Origin of the sequence: Fodinibius roseus (assembly GCF_900129315.1) — a bacterium.
Taxonomy (GTDB): domain Bacteria; phylum Bacteroidota; class Rhodothermia; order Balneolales; family Balneolaceae; genus Fodinibius; species Fodinibius roseus.
In genome coordinates this window covers 47,782-67,655 of record NZ_FQUS01000025.1, presented here as the reverse complement: position 1 = coordinate 67,655, position 19,874 = coordinate 47,782, and the positions used below count along the sequence as shown (strand labels likewise).

The following is a 19,874-nucleotide window of genomic DNA, read 5'->3' as shown; positions in this document are numbered from 1 at the left end:
CGCACTTTGTAGTGCATTGCATCCAGCCACACAATACAGTAGACTGGCTCCAGCGGGCGGTTCTGCCAGGCTTTGACCTCAGGGATGATCCGGTCAGTAATCTCCGAGAGTACCGTGTGGGAGATCTCACTGTCGTACATCTCCCTGATATGAGAACTGATGTCGCGAAGGCTCATCCCCAGCCCATATAGACCAATGATTTTATCGGCAAGATTATTGGCCAGAATGGTCTCCCGCTTTTTGATGATCTGTGGAGAAAATGAGATCTGCCGGTCTTGGGGGGTCTCGATCTGGAAAGTTCCTTCGGCGCTTTTGATCGTCTTAGCCCCTTTACCGTTGCGTTTGTTGCCGGCTTGGCGCTGCTGGTCGCTCAGATGATCCTCCATCTCCGCCTGCAAGGCCGCTTCTAAAAACTGCTTGAGCATCGGTGCAAACGCTCCGTCTTTGCCAAACAGCGGCTGCCCGGATTTAAATTGCTCCAGGGCCTTCTTCTGTAGTTGATCTAATTCTGCTTGTGTCATGATGGTCTAAGTTAAGTGAAGGTTGAAAGTACGAATTATTTAACTTAGACAGAGTTAGATTTACACTCTCGAAATATTTTTTTTCATTATCCTATCTTCTTATATATATTTATATAATTGGCTGTAATTTTATCCCAACATAGTTTTTCCTTAATCTTACCTTTTATCAGTTCTTGTTTTTTATCTAAACAGTAGTTTAATGTTTTAATCTGTAAACTATTACTAATTTTCCTAGCAAGGTCCTTAGAATTTTCTTTTTTGAAATCAAATTCTACTACCCATTTTTTAATTTCTCCTTTTATTTCCAAATACTCTTTAAATTCTCTTAAAATTGGTCCATATCCAATCACTGGAGTCCCGACGCTTAAAGCCTCTAAATATACCAATCCAAAACTTTCACTCTTGCTTGGGTTAACCAACACTTGTGATTCCGCCATAGCCTTCAAAGCTTGGGTATGATTTAGTTGTCCTAATAATTTTACATCATTGGGAAATTGCTCTTTTTTTTCTTTTATATTATCTATATACGCTCCCTTTCCTATCACAATCAAGCGCAAATTTTTCCGATTAATATATTTCAAACTACTAATCAACTTTTCAATACCCTTAGCTTTAGAAACTGTCCCCACAAAACAAATTTGATTGTTACTTTTTGCTTTTTCTAATGAATATATTTTAATCCCATTATAAATAATCTCGTCTTCACATTTCCACTTTATTCCTTTGCTGATGCCGACATATCTCAAGTGTTTAGATACATGGGTGAGGTGATGTACACATCTCAATTGCATATTGATATTATCTATTTCTCGTCTATTATTATCCTTTAATAAAGATGTGTAGCTATGGATTGTAGCAACAATCTTAACATCTAAATTTAATAATTTTGCTGCTAAAGGTATTTGATTAATAACATGATGTACATGAATAATATCGAAACTTATTTTTCTCTTTATTGAGTTTAAGAAATAAATTGCATGGAACAATTTTATGTAATGTCGAAGTGAAAACCGGGCAGAAGACCAATGATATTTACTAAGAAAAACCCAAATAGTACTTATTAAGGAGTTTAATGAAAAGCTAATCCCATATATCTTAATATTATTTTTCTCTTGATAGCTTTTGAAGTATTTGCCTATAGCACCAACACAAAAATTAATATTTTGCTCTTTAAGTGCATTTGCTAGTCTCCATACTACACGTGCTACTCCTCCATAGTTATAACTTCCTACCTCGGGTGGCACCGTTCCAATCAAAAGAATTTTTCTTTTTTTATCTTCATTTACATTATTAAACTTTGCCATAAATAAGTCTTGATAACATAATGTTATTTAAGTAGCATATTATTAACCTGTTTACATAACAAATTAATTATTCAGCGCTATTTTTTAAAATACCTCCTGCTTTTTCAGCTCTTTTTTTCCAAGTATGTTTTTTATTTATTTTTCCAATATGATTAACCTTATCTACAATTTTGTCTCTATTTTTTCTTAATTTATTTAAAAGCTTTTTTGCCTCATATATATTTTCAACAATCCATCCCGCATTTTCTCTTTTTACGAAGTCAGCAGCTTCAGTCCCATCCATTAAAAGCAGTGGAACTTCATACCCTAAAGATTCGATAACCTTTATAGGTATAGTATTTTGCAAATAACCTTCAGGCTTTCTAATATCAAAAAAGATATCAGCTTCCATATAAAACTTAACTATTTCACTACTATTTGCATGTACAATATTGACTTGGTCAAAATTTAAGTGACTATAATAGTGTGAATCAACTTCCCAATCTTTTTGGCGACAACACAACGTAAGATCAAACCCATCCAATTCATTTACCGTTTTAATTAAAGGCGTCAAATCATAATATGGGGGCTTAACCCCCCCCACATAAAAAAGTTTGAGCTTGTTATTTTTATAATTAATTTTAGAGATTTTAGATGAGACGGGTTCACAGCCAGGATAAAGAGCACTAAAACGTTCCTCAGGCCAATCGGTAGGGAAATATTTAGCCATACTTTTAGTTGGCACGAACAAGTGATTAACTGTTTTTGCTACTCCATACCACTCTAACCAATGGAATGCTTGTTTAGGTATAAACTTGAGATAAGAAACCTTTTTTTTGAGCTCATCCACTCGCCAATATAAATCACGATAAAAAAAGCCTATAGGAATGTTATTCTGATTTAAAAATCTAAAAAAATTATAATCTAATAAAAGTCTTATAGGAAAATGGTGAGTATCAGCCAAAGGTATAGGCATGTTAGACGATTCCGCATATAAAAAATTATAATAAACCCCTTTTTTAATCTCACTTTTTATATTTTTTATAGCCTTTTTTCGCTGTAAGCTGTTCCCCGCAACAAGATCGACTGTATAACCGATATTCTGAAAAGCTTCTTTCATCTTTTTCGGCCTTAATTCACTCCCTTTACTGGGATTTTCAGAAATCGAATGCGGATGATAATAGATCATTTTTTTCATAGCAAATAAAATATCACTAATAATTATATTTAAAAGGCTACTTCATGAGGATTTTATATATATTTACGTATTAAAAAGGATGGCTATCTTCGTTTATCTTAAACCTATATTGTTTTAATATATTATTATAGCAGAAATTAAAACTGTTCAAAATCTTTTAATTCTTGGCTTAATATTTCTTTGACTTTAATAAGCTGATCAGATGAAAAATCTTCCTTATACCGACCAACCGAACCCTTATGAAGTTGAATATTCATTAAAGAATTTTGGTATTCCAGCTCCAAGAAATCCATTATTTTTTTTAATCCCAGTTGTTGGTTTTGAATTAATGATTCATACTTAACTTCTAAGAAACAATGAGGAGGCAGATTTCTTTTTATCTCTTTCCACCTATTTAATATATCCACTACCCAACATGCCGCAAGCTTGGGATTACTGGGAGCCCAAGATTGGCCAAGATCAGTATAAGAAGCTACCACATCTAGTGGGTTTCTGAATAGATGTATGACTTTAGCATTCTCAAACATCAGGGGAAAAGAATCCGCATACAAAATATTCATAGGTGTATCATCACACCAACAAGAGGCTTCTGTCGTTTGCAACGGATAGGAAAGTAAACGCTCGGTAAATTTACCAGCTTCCTTATTAAAAAAATTTGTAGTTAAGGGTCGGCTAAAATAAAGTTTTGGTTTTAATTGGTAGGATTTTGAACCATACCAATAGCCAGATATTATTTCTATGCCTAAGTTATTTAAGAATAGATCCAAACATTTTTTTATATGTCCGATAGGTATAAAATCCTTTATAGTAACATTACTATATTTTTTTCCGGATCCAGAAAAAACATTTACAAATAGCCAGTTCAATATCCTGTCAGGCAAGTTAGTCATAAACAAATCTCTCGTCAAAAGGGTTACAAAATTTTTAATAGTGCTGCTAGTGTTATGAGGATTCCAATCTGTTGTCAATGCCCTTCTTAAGTCTATGAGACCATCAGTATCAGATATAAAACGAAGTTCCTTAGGATATGTATATATTTTTGAATGATGGTTTAGGATCTTTTTTAAAATTGAAGTCCCAGATCGACCAGTTCCTACAATAAATATTTGTTTATCAGACATATATGATAGTACAATTCAATTTCTTCAAGGCATTTACCCATGCTTATCTTAACGAAGTTATTTACTCGTATCTAAGACCTTTTATTTAAACTCAATCATTTTATTTGATCTATTTTTTCCAATGTCAGTGCCTCCTCAAATAAATGACGATTTTTTTTAATTTTTTTAATATCCCAATCCCACCATTTTAACTTCAATAAACGATCAATTATAGATTGATTAAATCTCATTTTAATTGTCTTTGCAGGTATTCCGCCAACAATAGCATATTCAGGCACGTCCTTAGTAACAACACTATTCGCGGCTATGATTGCTCCATGCCCTAAAGTAACTCCTGAAAGAATAGATGCATTCGCCCCTATCCATACGTCATTCCCAATAACAATTGCACCACTTGATTCAATATCTTTTTCTACTCCTTCATTAAAAACATTTTTAAAAATATGATAGGTAGTTAAACCATCATACCTATGATTAAATTCCTGTATTGACACTTGTCGGGCAATCGAACAAAAGCTACCAATTATCACTTTATTAATTTCACATCTTATTTTAGTTGAAGGACCATTTAAAGAGGTATAGCGACCAATCTTAACCGGACTACCAGCTGCAATAGTTACACCATCCTGAATTTTACAACCCCCTTGAATTGTAATTCTTCCACGCAATGTGGCTCCTCTCATTTTTATGAAATCAGGAAGCTCATAACCAGCATCTAATTGAATGTCATTACCCTTAGAAAGAACAGAGGCTAAAAAACCAATAGCTTTTTGAATTAGTGACTTTAAAGACATTAATTTGAGATGTAAGTAATTAATTTTTGGATCAAAATATCTGATTTTTCCCCCGTATAGCTACTCATATTCTCTTTTCCGAAGTAATCCTTAAATACCTCTTCTCCTATCTCATCTAAAATAATTGTAGGTATTCCGAATTGATACGCTTCAATAGCACAACCCGAGAATTTTGTCAAATGAACTTTTGTATTGAGCAAAATTTCTGGTAAAAGAAGTTCGGAAGCGTCATCAATATTGACTGCTTCAAGCAATTTATGCTCATGTAGTTTATTTTTCAAACTATCTAATTCTCCTTTTTGCCTAGGATGAATGCGAAGCCACCAATTCCATTTATTTGAAGTTTTTTTAATTGTTTCAAGTAAATATCCTTCTAAAGGGTTCTTGACCGGTTGCAAGGTATACAGTACTAAATTCTCAGGATACTGATATCCACTTGAACTAAATTCTCCTCTTTTCCATCCTTCTACCCAAGGATTACCCTTACACTTGGCAGTATGTTTTTGCGTTGTATCAGTCCAATTGCGAATAGTATTTTCGGAAGATTTATCCCATGTATGAAATTCATCAGGAATTGCCTCGTATCCCTCTTTAGGTACAGAATGCCATGAACCATAAGCTAAGTGTTGCTCTCCTTGAGGCCCATGCTGTACATCGATTGTTTTTATATCGAATTGATCAGCGGCAATATTAAGCCCCAATAAACTGGTAGAATAATAACAAAGCTCATATACTTTCTCTGGATTAGTTTTTTGAAGGAATTTTTTAAAAAAAGAAACTGCTCGTTCAACATTGGAAATATATCGAGTAGCTTGAGAAGCGTAATTACTGATTTCCAAATTCTCTTTTTTTATTATTTCTTCGAATCTTTTCACATACTTGTTTATGCGACCTACAAAATCACCTGCCTTTAGATCTAATCGATGACACTTTAATAAATCAGAAATCAATATCACCCGTCCTGGTTTATAATAACCAGCCTTGGTCCTTGCATTTCGCTCCATTAATAAAGTCTTAGCAGATTCTTTATCCATTAAATAATCGAAGTATCGGTTATAACATAGCCCTTGATAATTAACCCGGTGACTAGGAGCACCACAATAAATACTCTCATAATTTCTTTCTAGTTTAAGATAATCTACTACAGAAACAGAGGCCCCTCTTATTAATTCAAAAACATTCTTTAAACGATTTTTCTTTGCAGCATTAACTCTGTTATCTTTTTCATCCTTTTTTGTTAACATTAAGTATAGTTGAATACGCAGAACAGGCCATATATAATAACCATTATGTTTCCACTCTGTTACGGAGTAATCGTTTTCAATTTTATTGATAAGATCACGAAGATCACTTCTACTTAGAATCATAAATCCTTTCAAAAGAATTATTTACCTAGCTAAACCAGCTTAATATATTTTTAATAGATAGAATTCTTTATTTCTTCTACTTGATCTTTGTTGTTAATATAAAATGATTTAATCTCACTCAATTTATTTTCAGATAATTCTTCCTGCTCTCGTTCCTTATGTATTTCCAAATATTCTGAATGAGTATCTAGCAATTCCATAATAGAAGCCAAAGAAGGGATATCATCAGGTTCAAAGTGACTAAATAACGTATTTATAAACTGATAGTCTTCTATATAATCAGTTGTGATTCTTAAATCAGGCTTCCGATAAAATTCATTGACTACAATCTTATGCACATCAAAAATCGATGGCTGATTAATTAGGGGTCCCCATATCTCTGTATCAATTACTTTTTTTATCTTACAAATCACCTCTAAAGCCTTAACCTTAATGCCACTAACACCACAGCCGATAGGCAAACCTTCTAAATAAGTAAAATCCGGTTCTTCTTCGATAATTGTATCAACCACTCGATTTGCATGTGTCACAGAGAAAAGAGGATTTTCACCAGTAATCGATAATACATAATCTAAACCATAAAAATTGCTGGCATCTGTCAAACGTTTCAATACATCTTCTTCACTACCAAGGTAATAGTGAATATTGCTTTTTAAAGCTATATCAGTTAAAGGTTTATCTTGCTTATTCGTAGATGTACAAAGAATTATATCATCGATGTTATAAACCTTTTGGGCTCTTTCAATGACTCTTACAACAATAGGCTTTCCATTCAAATCCATTAATAATTTTAAAGGAAGTCTTGTTGATTTTAGACGAGCTGTTATTAAAAAACCTATTTTCATTATTCCTTAATCTTCGTCTAATTTAAATTGTGATATATCTCCTTTCTCAAAACGATACTTTACATTATTGTAAGTGAGTGGAGTATCTTTGGAAACATAATCTGTTGTTTTTGCTCCAATGAAATTATATATATCATTTTGTTTAATAGGCACACTGTTATTCGTTCTTTTATAGGCGAGGTCTTCTATTGTTATTTCAGTCCCTTTTTCCAGATCATTCCTTGCAACAAGAGCTTTTTTCATAGGCCCAACATCACCATAATTTTTCTCAGCCTCAGACATTTTTAATGGAGCATCGATACCATTGGTCTGCCAAACCATATCCATCAATTCGCGAATATTTTTCAGTTGCTTCACACTAACTGCAGCTTGTGAATCAATTCTTTCTTCATGTGGCAAGGGAGTAAAATGTTTTTCAAGAGTGTTATAGCCAGAGGATTGCGGTAGGCATGATATATACTCATTTAGCTCATCTTCTGGATCAGTATGGTCCGCATATCCCACTGGGAGTTTAAAGACTTTATTTAAAATATCCATTTTTGAAAAAATGACATCTCTATAATCCGTCGGATAATTTTGGAAACCATGCATCAAAAAAATATCATCCTGTTCTCTCTTTTTAAGAAAATCAACAGCAAATTCAATTTCGTCAATAGTAGACCCCCCGGCACCAAGAATAATAGTACCTCTAAATTCAGCAGCCTTCTCAAGTAAAAATACATCATTAATACCCGTGGCATGTATTTCAGCTGCTTGAATTTGCTCGCCATTTTGAATTACCCAATCAAAGGAAGCCACATCATTGCACAAAAATATAGGATCAATATTCATAGTTTTAATAAAATCCAGAGTTTCATTCCATTGATCTTCCGGAATACACATCTCCTCTAGCTTTTCTATTGCTTTATGAGACCCAACCATATAGTCATCTATATCTAATAACAGATGACATTTTATAGCATCGATCCCTGCCTCAACTCCTTTGGCTATTAAGTCTCGTAAAAAATCTACATCCCCTTCATGATGAAAGGCAGTTTCTCCAATTAAATAAGGTTCATTTTGTGGTAACATAAATGTTAAATTTTTAAATGCTTTATATCTTCCTGTGCTTTCTCAAAATCCTCGTGCTTTCCGACATCAAGCCAATACCCACTGTGTGGATAAGAAAAAACTTTTTTTCCGTCTTCAATTAGTTCTTTCATCAAATCTGTGGTGTCATAAAATTTACTTTTTGGAATATAATCAACCACTTCCCGCTTCATCAGATAGATTCCTCCATTGGAATAGTAGGTATAAGTCGGCTTTTCTTTAAAATTCATTACGTGCCCATTTGATGTTTCCAATACCGCATAGGGCACATCCACTTTATAAGGTATGGTAACAACTCCAAAATCAGCATTCTGGTCCAGAAACTCTAAAAAGAACTCTTCATAGTTAAGATTCGTCAGAATGTCAGAATTGGTCAAAAGTATATAATCATGGCGAAAATTATCAATCTTAGACAGTGCCCCAGCTGTTCCCAAGGGGGTTTCCTCCCACACATATTCTATTTGAAGATTTTTACGATTTCCGTTTCCAAAGTAATCCTCAATCTGTTCACCCAAATAGTTTACTGAAATCCAAAAGTCATCCATCCCATACTCAGATAGCCGTTGGATATTATGCTCCAATATTGGCTTATCCCCCACTTCTAATAGTGGTTTGGGCGTGTCTTCAGTTAACGGTCGTAGTCTTGTTCCTTTCCCTCCTGCCATGACTACAACATCAACGGGCAAATAAGATTTCAAATAATTGAAATTAAGAACATTAGTTACTCTGTCCTCTTCGTCCAGAATAGGTAAAATTTTAAAATTCTTTTCCCTGTATTCTATAACTTTCTCAATATCATAATTACTTTTTCGAATAAATTTCGGATCAGACTGAATGATATCATCAACGGGTTGATCTGTTTGCACATCATTAATCAGCCCCCGCCGCACATCACCATCGGTTAATGACCCTAATAATTTATCCTCCTTATTAACTACAAAGGTAACAGCATCTTTAGCAAGTTTATCTAAAATTATTAATGCCTCTTTAATGGTCGTACCAGTTTCTATAAGATGTTCTTTAAAGTGTCTCATTATATGACTTTATTATTCTTACAATATTATCTGCAACATTCTCTTTAAAATAGATATTCTCGCCCTGATATCTACCCAGTTCATTCGCTTTAAATACCGTTTCAAGTATCTCCCCCTTATCAAATTTACAGTTTAATACATTATCATTTTGGGCTCTTCCTTTCTGACGATCACCTACATTCACTGCATATTTACCAAAAGAAGCAGCCTCAATAATTCCACTCGAGGAGTTGCCTATAAGTAAAGTAGCATAGCGTATTGCACTGAAATAATTCTTTTTTCCAAAATTTTCCACTATCACAATGTCTTCCGGAAAAAGAGACTCCTTTAATTTCTGTATTTCCCTTCTATACAAGGAACCGGCCGTATCCGCATTAGGCATTGTTATAACTATAATAAACTGCTCCGCCAATGACTGCAAGGCTGATGCCATTTCCTTGGCATATTTTTCATTTTGATGACTACCAACAGTCTCAGGATGGAATGTCGCTAAAATATAATCATCTTGCGGTATATTAAATTGGTCTCTAAGTTTTTCCTGATTCACTAATTCAATTTTACTTATTTCATCCAGACTCAGTGAACCAACATTATAGATCTTTTCATTGGTCCCAATTAGTTCTTTAACCTTTTTTGCATACTCTTGGGTTGAAGTGAAGTGCAGCTCTGAAGCAATCGTTATTTGATGGCGATAAACATTGTCAATGGCTCCCAGGGTAGTTTCCCCTCCATGAATATGGGCGAAAGTTATTCCAAAAGGAACACCGGCCTGTACTGCTGCTGACATCTCAAACCTGTCGCCCAGGCAAAACACTAAATCAAACATATGTGAAGACCAATAGTCAGCAAATTTTATCGTCGTTAAGCCATAAGAGGTAGCAATAGATTGCTCATCATCATTCGTCAGTAAGGAACTGATAGTATCTATATTGTGAAATCCATTTTCCTTAATCTCTTGAATGGTTTGCCCATGATGGAACGAGCTATGGGTCCCAAAAGCAATAATCTTAAGAATTATACTTGTATCTTCCTTAAGTTGTTTCAGTAATGGCAGATATATACCAAAATCTGCCCTTGAACTTGTCAATACACCTATTTTCACTGCAGGTTATCCCAACTTAATTGTTCATTTTTAGATAGTGGTTTCAATGCCAGCTTACCAATAACATTATTCCATTCCATTGGAGAAATCCCATCTCCTGGTCTTAGAGGAATGATATCGTTCTCAGTCAAAACATCTCCTTTCTTTACATTTATAGCTAAATGAATACTTTTTCTCGCAATATCAATATTCTTCTGTTCACTTTCGCTCGGTTTCTTCGTGCCATCTCCGGAAAGTGCCTTTTCTATATTTCTAATTCCTTCAACCATCGATTTTAACTCATCAGGTTCTAAAGAGGCTCGGTGATCCGGGCCCGGCAGTTCTCTATCAAGAGTAAAGTGCTTCTCTATCACCTTTGCACCTCTCGCTACGGCAGCAATCGGGACTTCTATTCCTAAAGTATGATCAGAATATCCTACTTTAACATCCAATGCTTCTGCAATCGTGTTCATTGCCTTTAAATTTACATCCTCCATAGGAGTAGGATATTCGGTATTACAATGGAGAACAGTTAGGTCCTTTTTCTGTAATCCGTATTCAGTCAATACTGAAACAGCATTCTTCACTTCCTGCATGGTTGCCATACCTGTGGAAAGGATAACCGTTTTCCCTTTTTGTCCCAGTTTTCGTAAGTAAGGGTAGTTTGTAATTTCGCCGGATGGACTCTTGAAAAAGGGCAATCCTAACTGATCAAGATAGTCGATACCATCTTCATCAAAAGCGGTAGATAAAAACCTGATATTGTTTTCTTCACATTTCTTTATGATAAATTGATGATCCTCGTCGCTCAACTCTACGGATTTCAGCATGCTGTACTGATCGTCAGAACTACCCCCAACATTATTTGACTGATATTCTGCTTTCTGTGCCTTTCTGCTTACTATTTTATCTGCGTTAAACGTCTGAAACTTTACGAAATCAGCGCCCGCTTCAGCTGCAACCTTAATCAATTTTTCCGCTGTACTACGATCACCATTATGATTTACACCAGCTTCTGCAATGATTATTACTTTATCAGAATTCATATTTCTCGACCCGGATTACCTACCATTTTTTTATTATGAGGTATATCATTAATAATGGTTGCGCCCGCCCCTACGATTACATTTTCACCTATGGTAACTCCTTCCTTTACAACAGCATTAGCACCGATAAACGAACCTTTCCCTACTTTTACATTTCCTGCTAATACAGCTCCCGGAGCAATATGTACACCATCAGCAATATAACACTCATGTTCAATCACACAATTCGTATTCAGAATTACGAATTTACCTATCTTACTCAAGGCATTAACGCTCGCTTGGGAAGAAACAAAAGTACCCTTCCCAACATCAGCACATTTAGAAATCTCAGCTGATGGGTGTATAACAGTTAATAGTTCTTCTTCTTTATTCGTAACTAATTCGCCAATCTTGAATCGAATATCATTATTTCCTGTTCCCAGAATAAAACCAAACCCTTTGTTCCAGCCTTCAAAATCATTACTTCCTTCATATCCCAAATAATCCAAATTAAACGGATCATTTTGAGCCTCTTCCTTATCGGCGTAATAATGAATTGCTATGTCTGCTTTAAAAGCCGCTTCAGCAACTACATAAGCATGTCCTGAATATCCTAATATTATATTCTTATTATTTGACATAGACGCTGCTAGGTATATTTACAATACGATCTTCCAGATATTCGGCATTCATCTGATCATCCCTGAAACAATCCTTATACATAGGCAAACGGTACATAAGCTGCCATATAGGCCGGGTCATGATGCCCTTTTCATTAGTTTTCTCCAGGAAATCATCTCGTTGCTTCCGGTCTTCCAGCTCCACACACATTAACCAGTAATTAACCTTAGCACCCGGATTTTCCGTTCTAAATGTGATCCCTTCTTTCTCAAAAAAATCTGAGTATTTTTCAGCTAAAGATCGTTTATTATCAATAAACCTGTCAAGCTGCTCCAACTGGGCACAAATTAAGGCTGCATTTAAATTGGGCATACGATAGTTATAGCCTAATTCATCATGATAATACTCGTAATCATGGGACTTCTTAGCCGTAGTCGTAAGATGCTTAGCGTGGTTCCCCTTTTCCTGATCATTTGTAACAATAGCTCCACCGCCCCCGGCGGTAACAATTTTATTGCCGTTAAATGAGAATATTCCAAATTCCCCAAAACTACCGGTTGACTTCCCATGATATAAAGATCCCAATGATTCGGCAGCATCTTCTACTACAGGGATATTCCATTTTTCACAAACTGAAAGCAACTCATTCAGATGGACCGGGAAACCAAACGTATGCATAGGCACGCAGGCAGCTATGCGATTACCGGTCTTTTTATTATAGCAGCCGTCTTCCAGGACATCTCCATATTCTTCCAAAAATTGTTGTACAGCTCTGGGTGAAAGCCCCATGGTATCCCGATCCACATCCAAAAAAACAGGCTTGGCTCCGTTATATCGAATAGCATTGGCTGTAGCTATAAAAGTTAACGCCTGGGTCAATACCTCATCCCCCTGGCTTACCCCTGATAGTCGCAATGCCACCTGTAAGGCGGCTGTGCCGTTTACTACGGCTACTCCTCTATCGGTTTCTGAAATCTCGGCAATATTTTCTTCAAACTGATCTACATAGGCCCCAACCGAAGAAACAAAGGTAGAATCAATAGTGTTAGCCACGTATTCTTTTTCATTCCCTGTAAATCGCGGCTCGTGGAGAGGGATGACATCATTCGTTTCATAATAATCTCTGATAAAACTGACAGTATTATCTATTAAATCTGACATCAAATGTTATAAATATCCGTCTTAAACTGTTGCAAATTATCTTCTTTACTATACCAATCAATTGTTTTTGCAATTCCTTTTTTCAGAGAATATTCAGGCACCCATCCCGTAAACTCCTTTAACTTTTCATTTGAACCGTACAAACGATAGACTTCACTTTTTTCGGGACGAAGACGCTGCTCATCTTGTACAATTTCAGCATCGGGATTAACTTGTTCAATAATCTCTTCGGCTAATTGACCGATGCTAATTTCGTTTTGGGTAGCAATATTTACCTCTTCTCCGATAAGTTCATCACATTTTGCAACTTCTAAGAATCCTCTTGCCGTATCTTTAACATATACAAAGTCCCTAGTGGGGTATAAATCGCCCATTTCAACCTTTTCCTTACCACTTGCTAACTGTGTAATAATCGTTGGAATTACCGCACGAGCTGATTGTCGGGGCCCGTACGTATTAAACGGCCGAACCAAGGTAACCGGTAGATCAAAACTGCGGAAGAAAGATTCAGCCATATAATCCGCACCAATCTTAGATGCAGAATAAGGAGATTGCCCCTGTTTGGGATGATCTTCTGTAATTGGAACAAATTGAGCCGTTCCATAAACCTCAGATGTAGAAGTTACCAATACTCTTTCAAGTTCCAGATCACGAGCTGCCTGCAGTACATTGAGCGTACCTTTAATATTTGTATCCACATAGCTATCCGGTGAATGATAACTAAAAGGGATCCCAATCAGTGCTGCTAAATGAAAGACAGCATCAACATCTTGCATCGCTGTACGAACTCCATTGGGATCACGAACATCTCCGGTAAATACTTCTATTTGATCCAGCTTATTCTTGGGGAATGTATCCAACCATCCCCAAGAGTTAAAAGAGTTGTAATAACAAAAGGCCTTAACATTATAGCCTTCTTCTAGTAGCAGTTCTGTCAAATAGCTCCCAATAAAGCCATCGGCGCCTGTGATTAATATTTTTGGACTTGTCATTTTATGATCTGTAGAATAAAAATAATGATATTTAAAAAAGCATGTATATAGCAAAAAATATTACACGTACTCTGCTACTTCTAACTCTTGTTCTAATAAAGCAGATATATTTTGAGACATTAAATCAGCATCCCACCCTTGTTTTTTAACAGTTATTCCAGCAGGATATAAATAAATTGCAAACTTTTTTAAATCTTCTAGAACACTCCTTACTTGTTCTTGATTTATAGTACAATTCTCGTTTTCAAGTTCTAGAAAAAACCTTTTCAGGTCATCTCCTTTATTTATTTCATATATACCAGGTAATTGCTGATACCAACTATTTGCAAATTTAAGTACAGGCTTATTATGCCCTACCACTGCTTCAAAACCGGCAGATCCAGTAGTAACTGCTACCGCTGAAGAATACTTAATTAGTTTATGAGAACTAAATTCCAAAGGGGCAAACTGAACATCTAAATTCTCCAATTCCTCATAAAATCTTTTATCTCTCGTACGTGCACCTCGAATATAAGTAAATTGTTTAGGATTCTCTTTAACTATAAGTGTATATTTGGGAGGTAAATTATTAGCCAGCAACTTAATATACGCTTTTTGATCATACATAAATCTTGCGGACGGCATAGTAGTTCTTTCATGTTGCATAGAAAGCGGAACATATATATAAGATGCAACATTTTCTAAACTAAAACCTTTACTCTTATCCTTATATAAAATTTCTAACTGTACGCCCAAAATAAACTTTTTCAACTTGGAAAATGAATTTCCTGTTTTTTCATGAAGTAGATATCCTTTTTTCTTTTGATAGCCTGTCTTTTTCTTGTTTAAGTTATTTTGGGTTTTTATAAGTGTAGCAAGGCTTTTTTTGGAGTCGGCATATAAATATTTCAAAAAATCATATATCATATTTCCATATGATCTGGAAAATTTTCGATTCTTCATATAAAAAGGAATTGATTCTCCTTGTTTATCGATATGCTCATCAAATGTTTTAACAAGTTTATTCCTGCCAAACTGCCTATTACGAGAGAGTTTTATAAATTTTCTATTATTATTAAAATCTGTAGTAGCAAAAGATATACTCGGAATATTCGTATCAACCAGTAAGATGTTTTTGCTTCCCATGTTCTCTGCAAGCTGATAAAGTGCAAGATCATACATTGTATGGGGTGCTACTTCATATAAAATAAACTTAGGGTTATACGTCTTGAGAAGGTTATAAGCAATAATAAAATAATTGTTAACAGTATCTCTAATTTCTGAATGAGTATAATTATTTATAAAGGGATCAGAACGATGTAATAAATTTTCCTGTACTAATAATCTTTCCTTCGCAAATTCTTCTTGAAAAGAAGGAGATAGTGGTTCCAAGTCCAGTTTATCAACTCCAATAGCAGTTTTTACTGCTTCTTTATCTGCACAAGTAAGATCATGAGCATTCATGCAGACTGTCTGTGAAAACTTTTTATTTAGATTCACAATATTTCTAGGATGTGTAGTCCAAAATGCAGGCTCTATCTTAAACTTCCTAACAAACTGTTCAATGCCATTAATGAAGTGAAAAGAAGAGATTCCGATCAAAAAGTAGGTAAGAGTTGCCTTATTATCTTCAGACCTATTTGTCATATTCTATACTATTAAAATACGTGTGATTTATCTTTTTGATATCTTAATATTTAATTGTTTCTACCAATTATTCTACCTGTCGGATTAGCCTAAACGCCTCACTATATTTCTTCCCAACAGAAACACCATAATTTTGAGCCAATATTTTCAAAGCATGAGTAGAACGTGGATGAGGCCAAGGTCTTTTCTCAAACTTATAGGCCTCCATCCCATTACATTTTGCAAGCATATTTTGTTCTGTAACCCCAATGAATAAATTCGGTTTAAACTGTCGTGGATCTGTTGACGCCTGCCACTCTGTACTTGATGGAGTTTCAAAAGTAACAATCGTCTTCACACTTTCATCTTTCAATGGTCGGGTTGCTGTCATCACAGATTCAAAGGTTCGCTGATGGTCAATATTTAAATCTCCGCCATGGTGAGTAAATATTATTTCCGGTTGAAACTCTTCCTTCTCTTTTTCAACTACCTTTATAATATCCAGTAAATCGAAACTGTCAAATCGATTGTCCGGAAAGTCATATATCCCTACTGAGTCATAGCCAATAATATCAACAGCTTTATGAATACAGGCCCGGTGTTCTTCAAGCTCTTGCTTCCATTTTTGAGGATCTCGTTCGTCGGACCTTGAAGTAAGCCCTTCTCCCAAAATAACAGCCCGACAAGTACAACCATATTCATTTGATAATTTATGAATGGTTGCTCCCTGACCTAGAAGCTCATCATCAGGATGAGCTACCACTACTAAAATACGTTTATTTTTGAAATATTCTAACATCAGCTAATAACTTATCAGTTTTCAATGAAGCTCGCTTAAATTCCAATCGGAAACTTTCTGTTTCTAAAAATGCATTGGGATACCCCTCTGCGTCCAGCATTCGAATATGATCAAACAGTTCCTCCAATCCTGTAATACCTTTAATCCTGCTATCTTCAGGTTTACGCCGACTGAAAGTAACTACTTGTCCTTGCTGTCTTTTGGGTTCCGGATCTTCTTCTATAATATTTACGATCATCTCTTCAATGACTTTATCAGCCCGGATAAAAATTTCTTCAGCCGTGCCCAATAGGGATAATGGACGTTTTAAATATATATCGCCGGCATCTAAATCTTTTTCCACTTGTATCGCAGAAATCTGTGTTTGCTCATGACCTTCTTTAATTAAATTCTGCAATGGGCTCCCACCCCTGCCATAGGGCAAATCTGTCATATGAAAGACGATACATTCGAAATTTTCAAAAATCTTTTCTGGTATTATATAAGACCAATGTGGTATCAAAATATACTTAGGTTCTATTTTTTTTAGCTGCTTATATACGAACTCTTCTTTTCGCTTTATTTGCAGCCATTTACCCCCTACTCTTTGTTGTAGGCGGCTGGATAGGTGTCTATTCCAGGGTTTTGAGGAAACAACTATATATGTATTCATTACAGAAGATCCCAACTTAATGGTGTTCCTGTTTCAATATTTTCTTTGGCCTTTTTACCCAGTATTCGTTCATAGTATTTGGGAGGCAATCCATCACCCGGACGTATAACACGCGTGTTCTCAGATGTAAAGTGTTGCCCCTTCTCAACATCCTTGACCACATACACCGATTGTTTAAACCGAAGACTTGCTTTTTCACTCTCCTGAATACCATATGAAATATTTCCTAATGCTTGACAAGCTCGATTCGTCTCTTCTACCAGTTTTTTTAATTCCTGAGGCTCTAAAGAAAAATCGGCATCTACTCCTCCCTCAGATCGATTCAGTGTAAAATGCTTTTCAAATACAGTTGCTCCCAAAGCTACGGCTGCAATAGGGGCACCGATACCCAATGTATGATCAGAAAGCCCAACTTTACACTCAAAAAGGTCTGCCAGATGCGGGATAGTATTTAAATTTGAACTACTAGCATCTGCCGGATACGAACTCGTACATTTCAACAACACCAACTTTTCACAACCATGATCACGTAACACACGAACTGATTCGTCCAGATCAGCTACCGTTGCCAATCCCGTAGACATAATTACAGGTTTGCCGGTTGAAGCCACTTTTTTCAACAAGGGATGATGGGTGTTTTCAAAAGACCCAATTTTATAAAAAGGAACCTCTAAATCTTCAAGGAAATCTACAGCAGTATTATCAAATGGAGTACTGAATGGAATAATATCCCTTTCATTAGCATATGCAAAGAGCTCTTTATGCCACTCCCAAGGCGTGTGTGCCTGCTCATATAATTCATATAGCGTATAACCTTCCCATAATGAAGATTCATCATCAATTTGGAAAAGACCATGTGATGCCTGAATAGTCATCGTGTCTGCAGTATATGTCTGAAACTTTATAGCATCAGCACTTGCTTCAGCAGCAGCATCTATTATTTTTTTTGCCCGATCAAGTGATTGATTGTGATTGCCGGACATTTCCGCAATGATAAACGGCTTTTTATTATCAATATTGAAAACTTCATCTATCTCTAACTTCATAAAACCTAATCTTTAGCTATTTTAATTTTATATTTCCTCCCATTTCTATAAAAAAAAGCCGGATATCGTTCATTATCACAAACACGTAAGAGATTAAATTGTTCTTCAATCGTTTTATTAATATCTAATTCACTATTTTTGGGAGTTCGTCTGGAATAATAAGTTGCTTCACCTTTCTGAGGTTTTCCTTCTATATTTGGATATTGATTTATAAATTTTTTAATAAGTTTGATAGTCGCTCTAGCTTGTTTTTCACGAAGTTCATCCACTAATTCATGACCCTCAAACGTAATAGTTTTCTGAAAATAGATTGGGCCCGCATCGACCTCGTCAACGGCTTCAAAAAGCGTAACTGGGATTTCATCCTTTCCTTCAAGAATCTGCCAAGTTAGCGGTGACCATCCCCGGCCTCTCGGGAGGTCGCTTTCATGAACTACCAGATTGTGCTCATTAAGTTCCAAGTCCTTAAAAATTTCGCCACATCCCAATAATACTAAGATATCACCCTCACTCACACCAGATGATTCATGAACCAATTTACTTTCATGTTCAGAGGATAATTCATCTACCAACTGTTGAGCATAAGGTATTATCCAAGAATTGGGGTTATCTATCAAAATCTGAATCTTCATAACCGCTGGAAAAAATTTCGTAGACGTTTATCAGAATATCCATCTACTATTTGTTGATTGGTAACCATCTTCGACACATCTACGTTATCCAAAAATGATTTTATATAATTGCGGATATCGTTCACCTCTAAACTACAAAAATTTCCTATTATAGAAGCGCATCCAGTTTCATCTAACCAATTGACAATATCCTGCTGATTTTCTGTATAATATCCACTGATAAATCCCATACCTACTGCACAAACTTCAAAAGAAATTCCACTTCCAGGAGTAATAGCTATGTCTGACTTCTTCATAAGAAAACACATTTCTGCGGCTGATAAATTACGGAACATGTTTATTTTTGGGTTCTCTTCTGCCATTTTTCTTAATTCATCATAATATTTATTAGCAGCACCAATAACTACATTCACATTCATGATTCTGTCTATATCAATTACTGATCTTAAGACTTTATGGGTTAAATTATGAAAATCACTGCCCCCCATACTTAAAAACAAGGTATCTGACGTATCAATCTTCCGATTATTCTCTCGTGCAGCTTGTAAAAACTCAGGACGTAGCAATGCATATTGTTCTCCAAGTAGTAAGTTCGTGTAAGATTCTGTATCGTATATCTCTGGATCTAACTTCCCACAGTGATTTAAAATATAATCACTATAAAAATGTCCCTGATGCATATCATCAATAGAAATAACATTCCCACAATGCTTGCGTACAGTCTTCTGATATTCTCCATCAAAATGGTAGCCATCCAGCACAACAATATCTCCTTCATTAATATAATCTATAACTGAAATTAATTCTTGGTCTTGCTTTTCGTCAGATAAGATACTACACTCGCTACATGTACCGAGTATAGTGTCTTTAAGCTCTGGAATGGAATTTTTAATAAGAAATACCGTTTTAAAATCCTCTTTTAACATTTCAGCAAAAGCCAGCGAACGATATACATGTCCAAGCCCAATTTCTGAATTCCCATCTGCCCGAAATACAACTCGTTGCACG

The 19,874-nt window shown here is 35.5% G+C and carries 20 protein-coding genes; all 20 read right to left on the bottom strand.

Annotated features, from left to right (window positions below; translation table 11 throughout):
* Positions 1-521, bottom strand: a 521-nt coding sequence (locus BUB16_RS18065; protein WP_170864459.1) for a transposase, incomplete at its 3' end; no start/stop codon positions are given.
* 86 nt (positions 522-607) lie between these two features.
* Positions 608-1,825 carry a glycosyltransferase family 4 protein gene (locus BUB16_RS18060; RefSeq protein ID WP_073067682.1) on the bottom strand — a complete coding sequence of 406 codons (1,218 nt, stop codon included), beginning with the start codon at positions 1,823-1,825 and terminating at the stop codon, positions 608-610.
* Positions 1,826-1,892: 67 nt separating this feature from the next.
* Complete coding sequence (locus tag BUB16_RS18055; RefSeq protein WP_073067681.1) at positions 1,893-3,002, bottom strand: glycosyltransferase family protein; 1,110 nt, start codon at positions 3,000-3,002, stop codon at positions 1,893-1,895.
* A 137-nt stretch (positions 3,003-3,139) separates the two neighbouring features.
* Entirely contained in the window at positions 3,140-4,123 is a 984-nt protein-coding gene (locus BUB16_RS18050) for a sulfotransferase family protein (RefSeq protein ID WP_073067679.1), read from the bottom strand.
* Positions 4,124-4,218: 95 nt separating this feature from the next.
* Entirely contained in the window at positions 4,219-4,917 is a 699-nt protein-coding gene (locus BUB16_RS18045; RefSeq protein WP_073067678.1) for a CatB-related O-acetyltransferase, read from the bottom strand.
* Positions 4,917-6,296: a hypothetical protein gene (locus tag BUB16_RS18040; RefSeq protein WP_139240371.1), complete on the bottom strand. Its 1,380-nt coding sequence runs from the start codon at positions 6,294-6,296 to the stop codon at positions 4,917-4,919. The genes BUB16_RS18045 and BUB16_RS18040 overlap by 1 nt, the downstream gene beginning before the upstream one ends.
* 38 nt (positions 6,297-6,334) lie before the next feature.
* The gene (locus BUB16_RS18035; RefSeq protein ID WP_073067674.1) at positions 6,335-7,129 is read right to left on the bottom strand and encodes a cytidylyltransferase domain-containing protein; all 795 of its coding nucleotides are present in this window, start codon (positions 7,127-7,129) and stop codon (positions 6,335-6,337) included.
* A 6-nt stretch (positions 7,130-7,135) separates the two neighbouring features.
* The gene (locus BUB16_RS18030; RefSeq protein ID WP_073067672.1) at positions 7,136-8,200 is read right to left on the bottom strand and encodes an N-acetylneuraminate synthase family protein; all 1,065 of its coding nucleotides are present in this window, start codon (positions 8,198-8,200) and stop codon (positions 7,136-7,138) included.
* Between the two features lie 5 nt (positions 8,201-8,205).
* On the bottom strand, positions 8,206-9,252 hold the full coding sequence (locus BUB16_RS18025) for a nucleotidyltransferase family protein (protein WP_073067671.1): 1,047 nt from the start codon (positions 9,250-9,252) through the stop codon (positions 8,206-8,208).
* Positions 9,239-10,354, bottom strand: a complete 1,116-nt coding sequence (gene neuC / locus BUB16_RS18020; protein ID WP_073067669.1) for a UDP-N-acetylglucosamine 2-epimerase — start codon at positions 10,352-10,354, stop codon at positions 9,239-9,241. Before neuC ends, BUB16_RS18025 begins: the two co-directional genes overlap by 14 nt.
* The gene (neuB, locus tag BUB16_RS18015) at positions 10,351-11,379 is read right to left on the bottom strand and encodes an N-acetylneuraminate synthase (RefSeq protein WP_073067667.1); all 1,029 of its coding nucleotides are present in this window, start codon (positions 11,377-11,379) and stop codon (positions 10,351-10,353) included. Before neuB ends, neuC begins: the two co-directional genes overlap by 4 nt.
* Complete coding sequence (locus BUB16_RS18010; RefSeq protein WP_073067665.1) at positions 11,376-11,999, bottom strand: acetyltransferase; 624 nt, start codon at positions 11,997-11,999, stop codon at positions 11,376-11,378. Before BUB16_RS18010 ends, neuB begins: the two co-directional genes overlap by 4 nt.
* Positions 11,989-13,140 carry a LegC family aminotransferase gene (locus tag BUB16_RS18005; RefSeq protein ID WP_073067663.1) on the bottom strand — a complete coding sequence of 384 codons (1,152 nt, stop codon included), beginning with the start codon at positions 13,138-13,140 and terminating at the stop codon, positions 11,989-11,991. The genes BUB16_RS18010 and BUB16_RS18005 overlap by 11 nt, the downstream gene beginning before the upstream one ends.
* The gene (locus tag BUB16_RS18000) at positions 13,140-14,132 is read right to left on the bottom strand and encodes an NAD-dependent 4,6-dehydratase LegB (protein ID WP_073067661.1); all 993 of its coding nucleotides are present in this window, start codon (positions 14,130-14,132) and stop codon (positions 13,140-13,142) included. The genes BUB16_RS18005 and BUB16_RS18000 overlap by 1 nt, the downstream gene beginning before the upstream one ends.
* A 60-nt stretch (positions 14,133-14,192) precedes the next feature.
* Entirely contained in the window at positions 14,193-15,758 is a 1,566-nt protein-coding gene (locus BUB16_RS17995; protein WP_073067659.1) for a capsular polysaccharide export protein, LipB/KpsS family, read from the bottom strand.
* A gap of 67 nt (positions 15,759-15,825) precedes the next feature.
* Positions 15,826-16,536: a PIG-L deacetylase family protein gene (locus tag BUB16_RS17990; protein WP_073067657.1), complete on the bottom strand. Its 711-nt coding sequence runs from the start codon at positions 16,534-16,536 to the stop codon at positions 15,826-15,828.
* Entirely contained in the window at positions 16,514-17,188 is a 675-nt protein-coding gene (locus tag BUB16_RS17985) for a formyl transferase (protein WP_073067655.1), read from the bottom strand. The genes BUB16_RS17990 and BUB16_RS17985 overlap by 23 nt, the downstream gene beginning before the upstream one ends.
* The gene (gene pseI, locus BUB16_RS17980; RefSeq protein ID WP_073067653.1) at positions 17,188-18,234 is read right to left on the bottom strand and encodes a pseudaminic acid synthase; all 1,047 of its coding nucleotides are present in this window, start codon (positions 18,232-18,234) and stop codon (positions 17,188-17,190) included. The genes BUB16_RS17985 and pseI overlap by 1 nt, the downstream gene beginning before the upstream one ends.
* A gap of 5 nt (positions 18,235-18,239) precedes the next feature.
* A complete protein-coding gene (locus BUB16_RS17975) occupies positions 18,240-18,866 on the bottom strand; it encodes a formyltransferase family protein (RefSeq protein WP_073067651.1) in 627 nt (208 codons plus the stop codon).
* Positions 18,863-19,873, bottom strand: coding sequence for a UDP-2,4-diacetamido-2,4,6-trideoxy-beta-L-altropyranose hydrolase (gene pseG / locus BUB16_RS17970; protein ID WP_073067649.1), 1,011 nt, complete (start codon positions 19,871-19,873; stop codon positions 18,863-18,865). The genes BUB16_RS17975 and pseG overlap by 4 nt, the downstream gene beginning before the upstream one ends.
* Position 19,874: the final 1 nt, after the last annotated feature.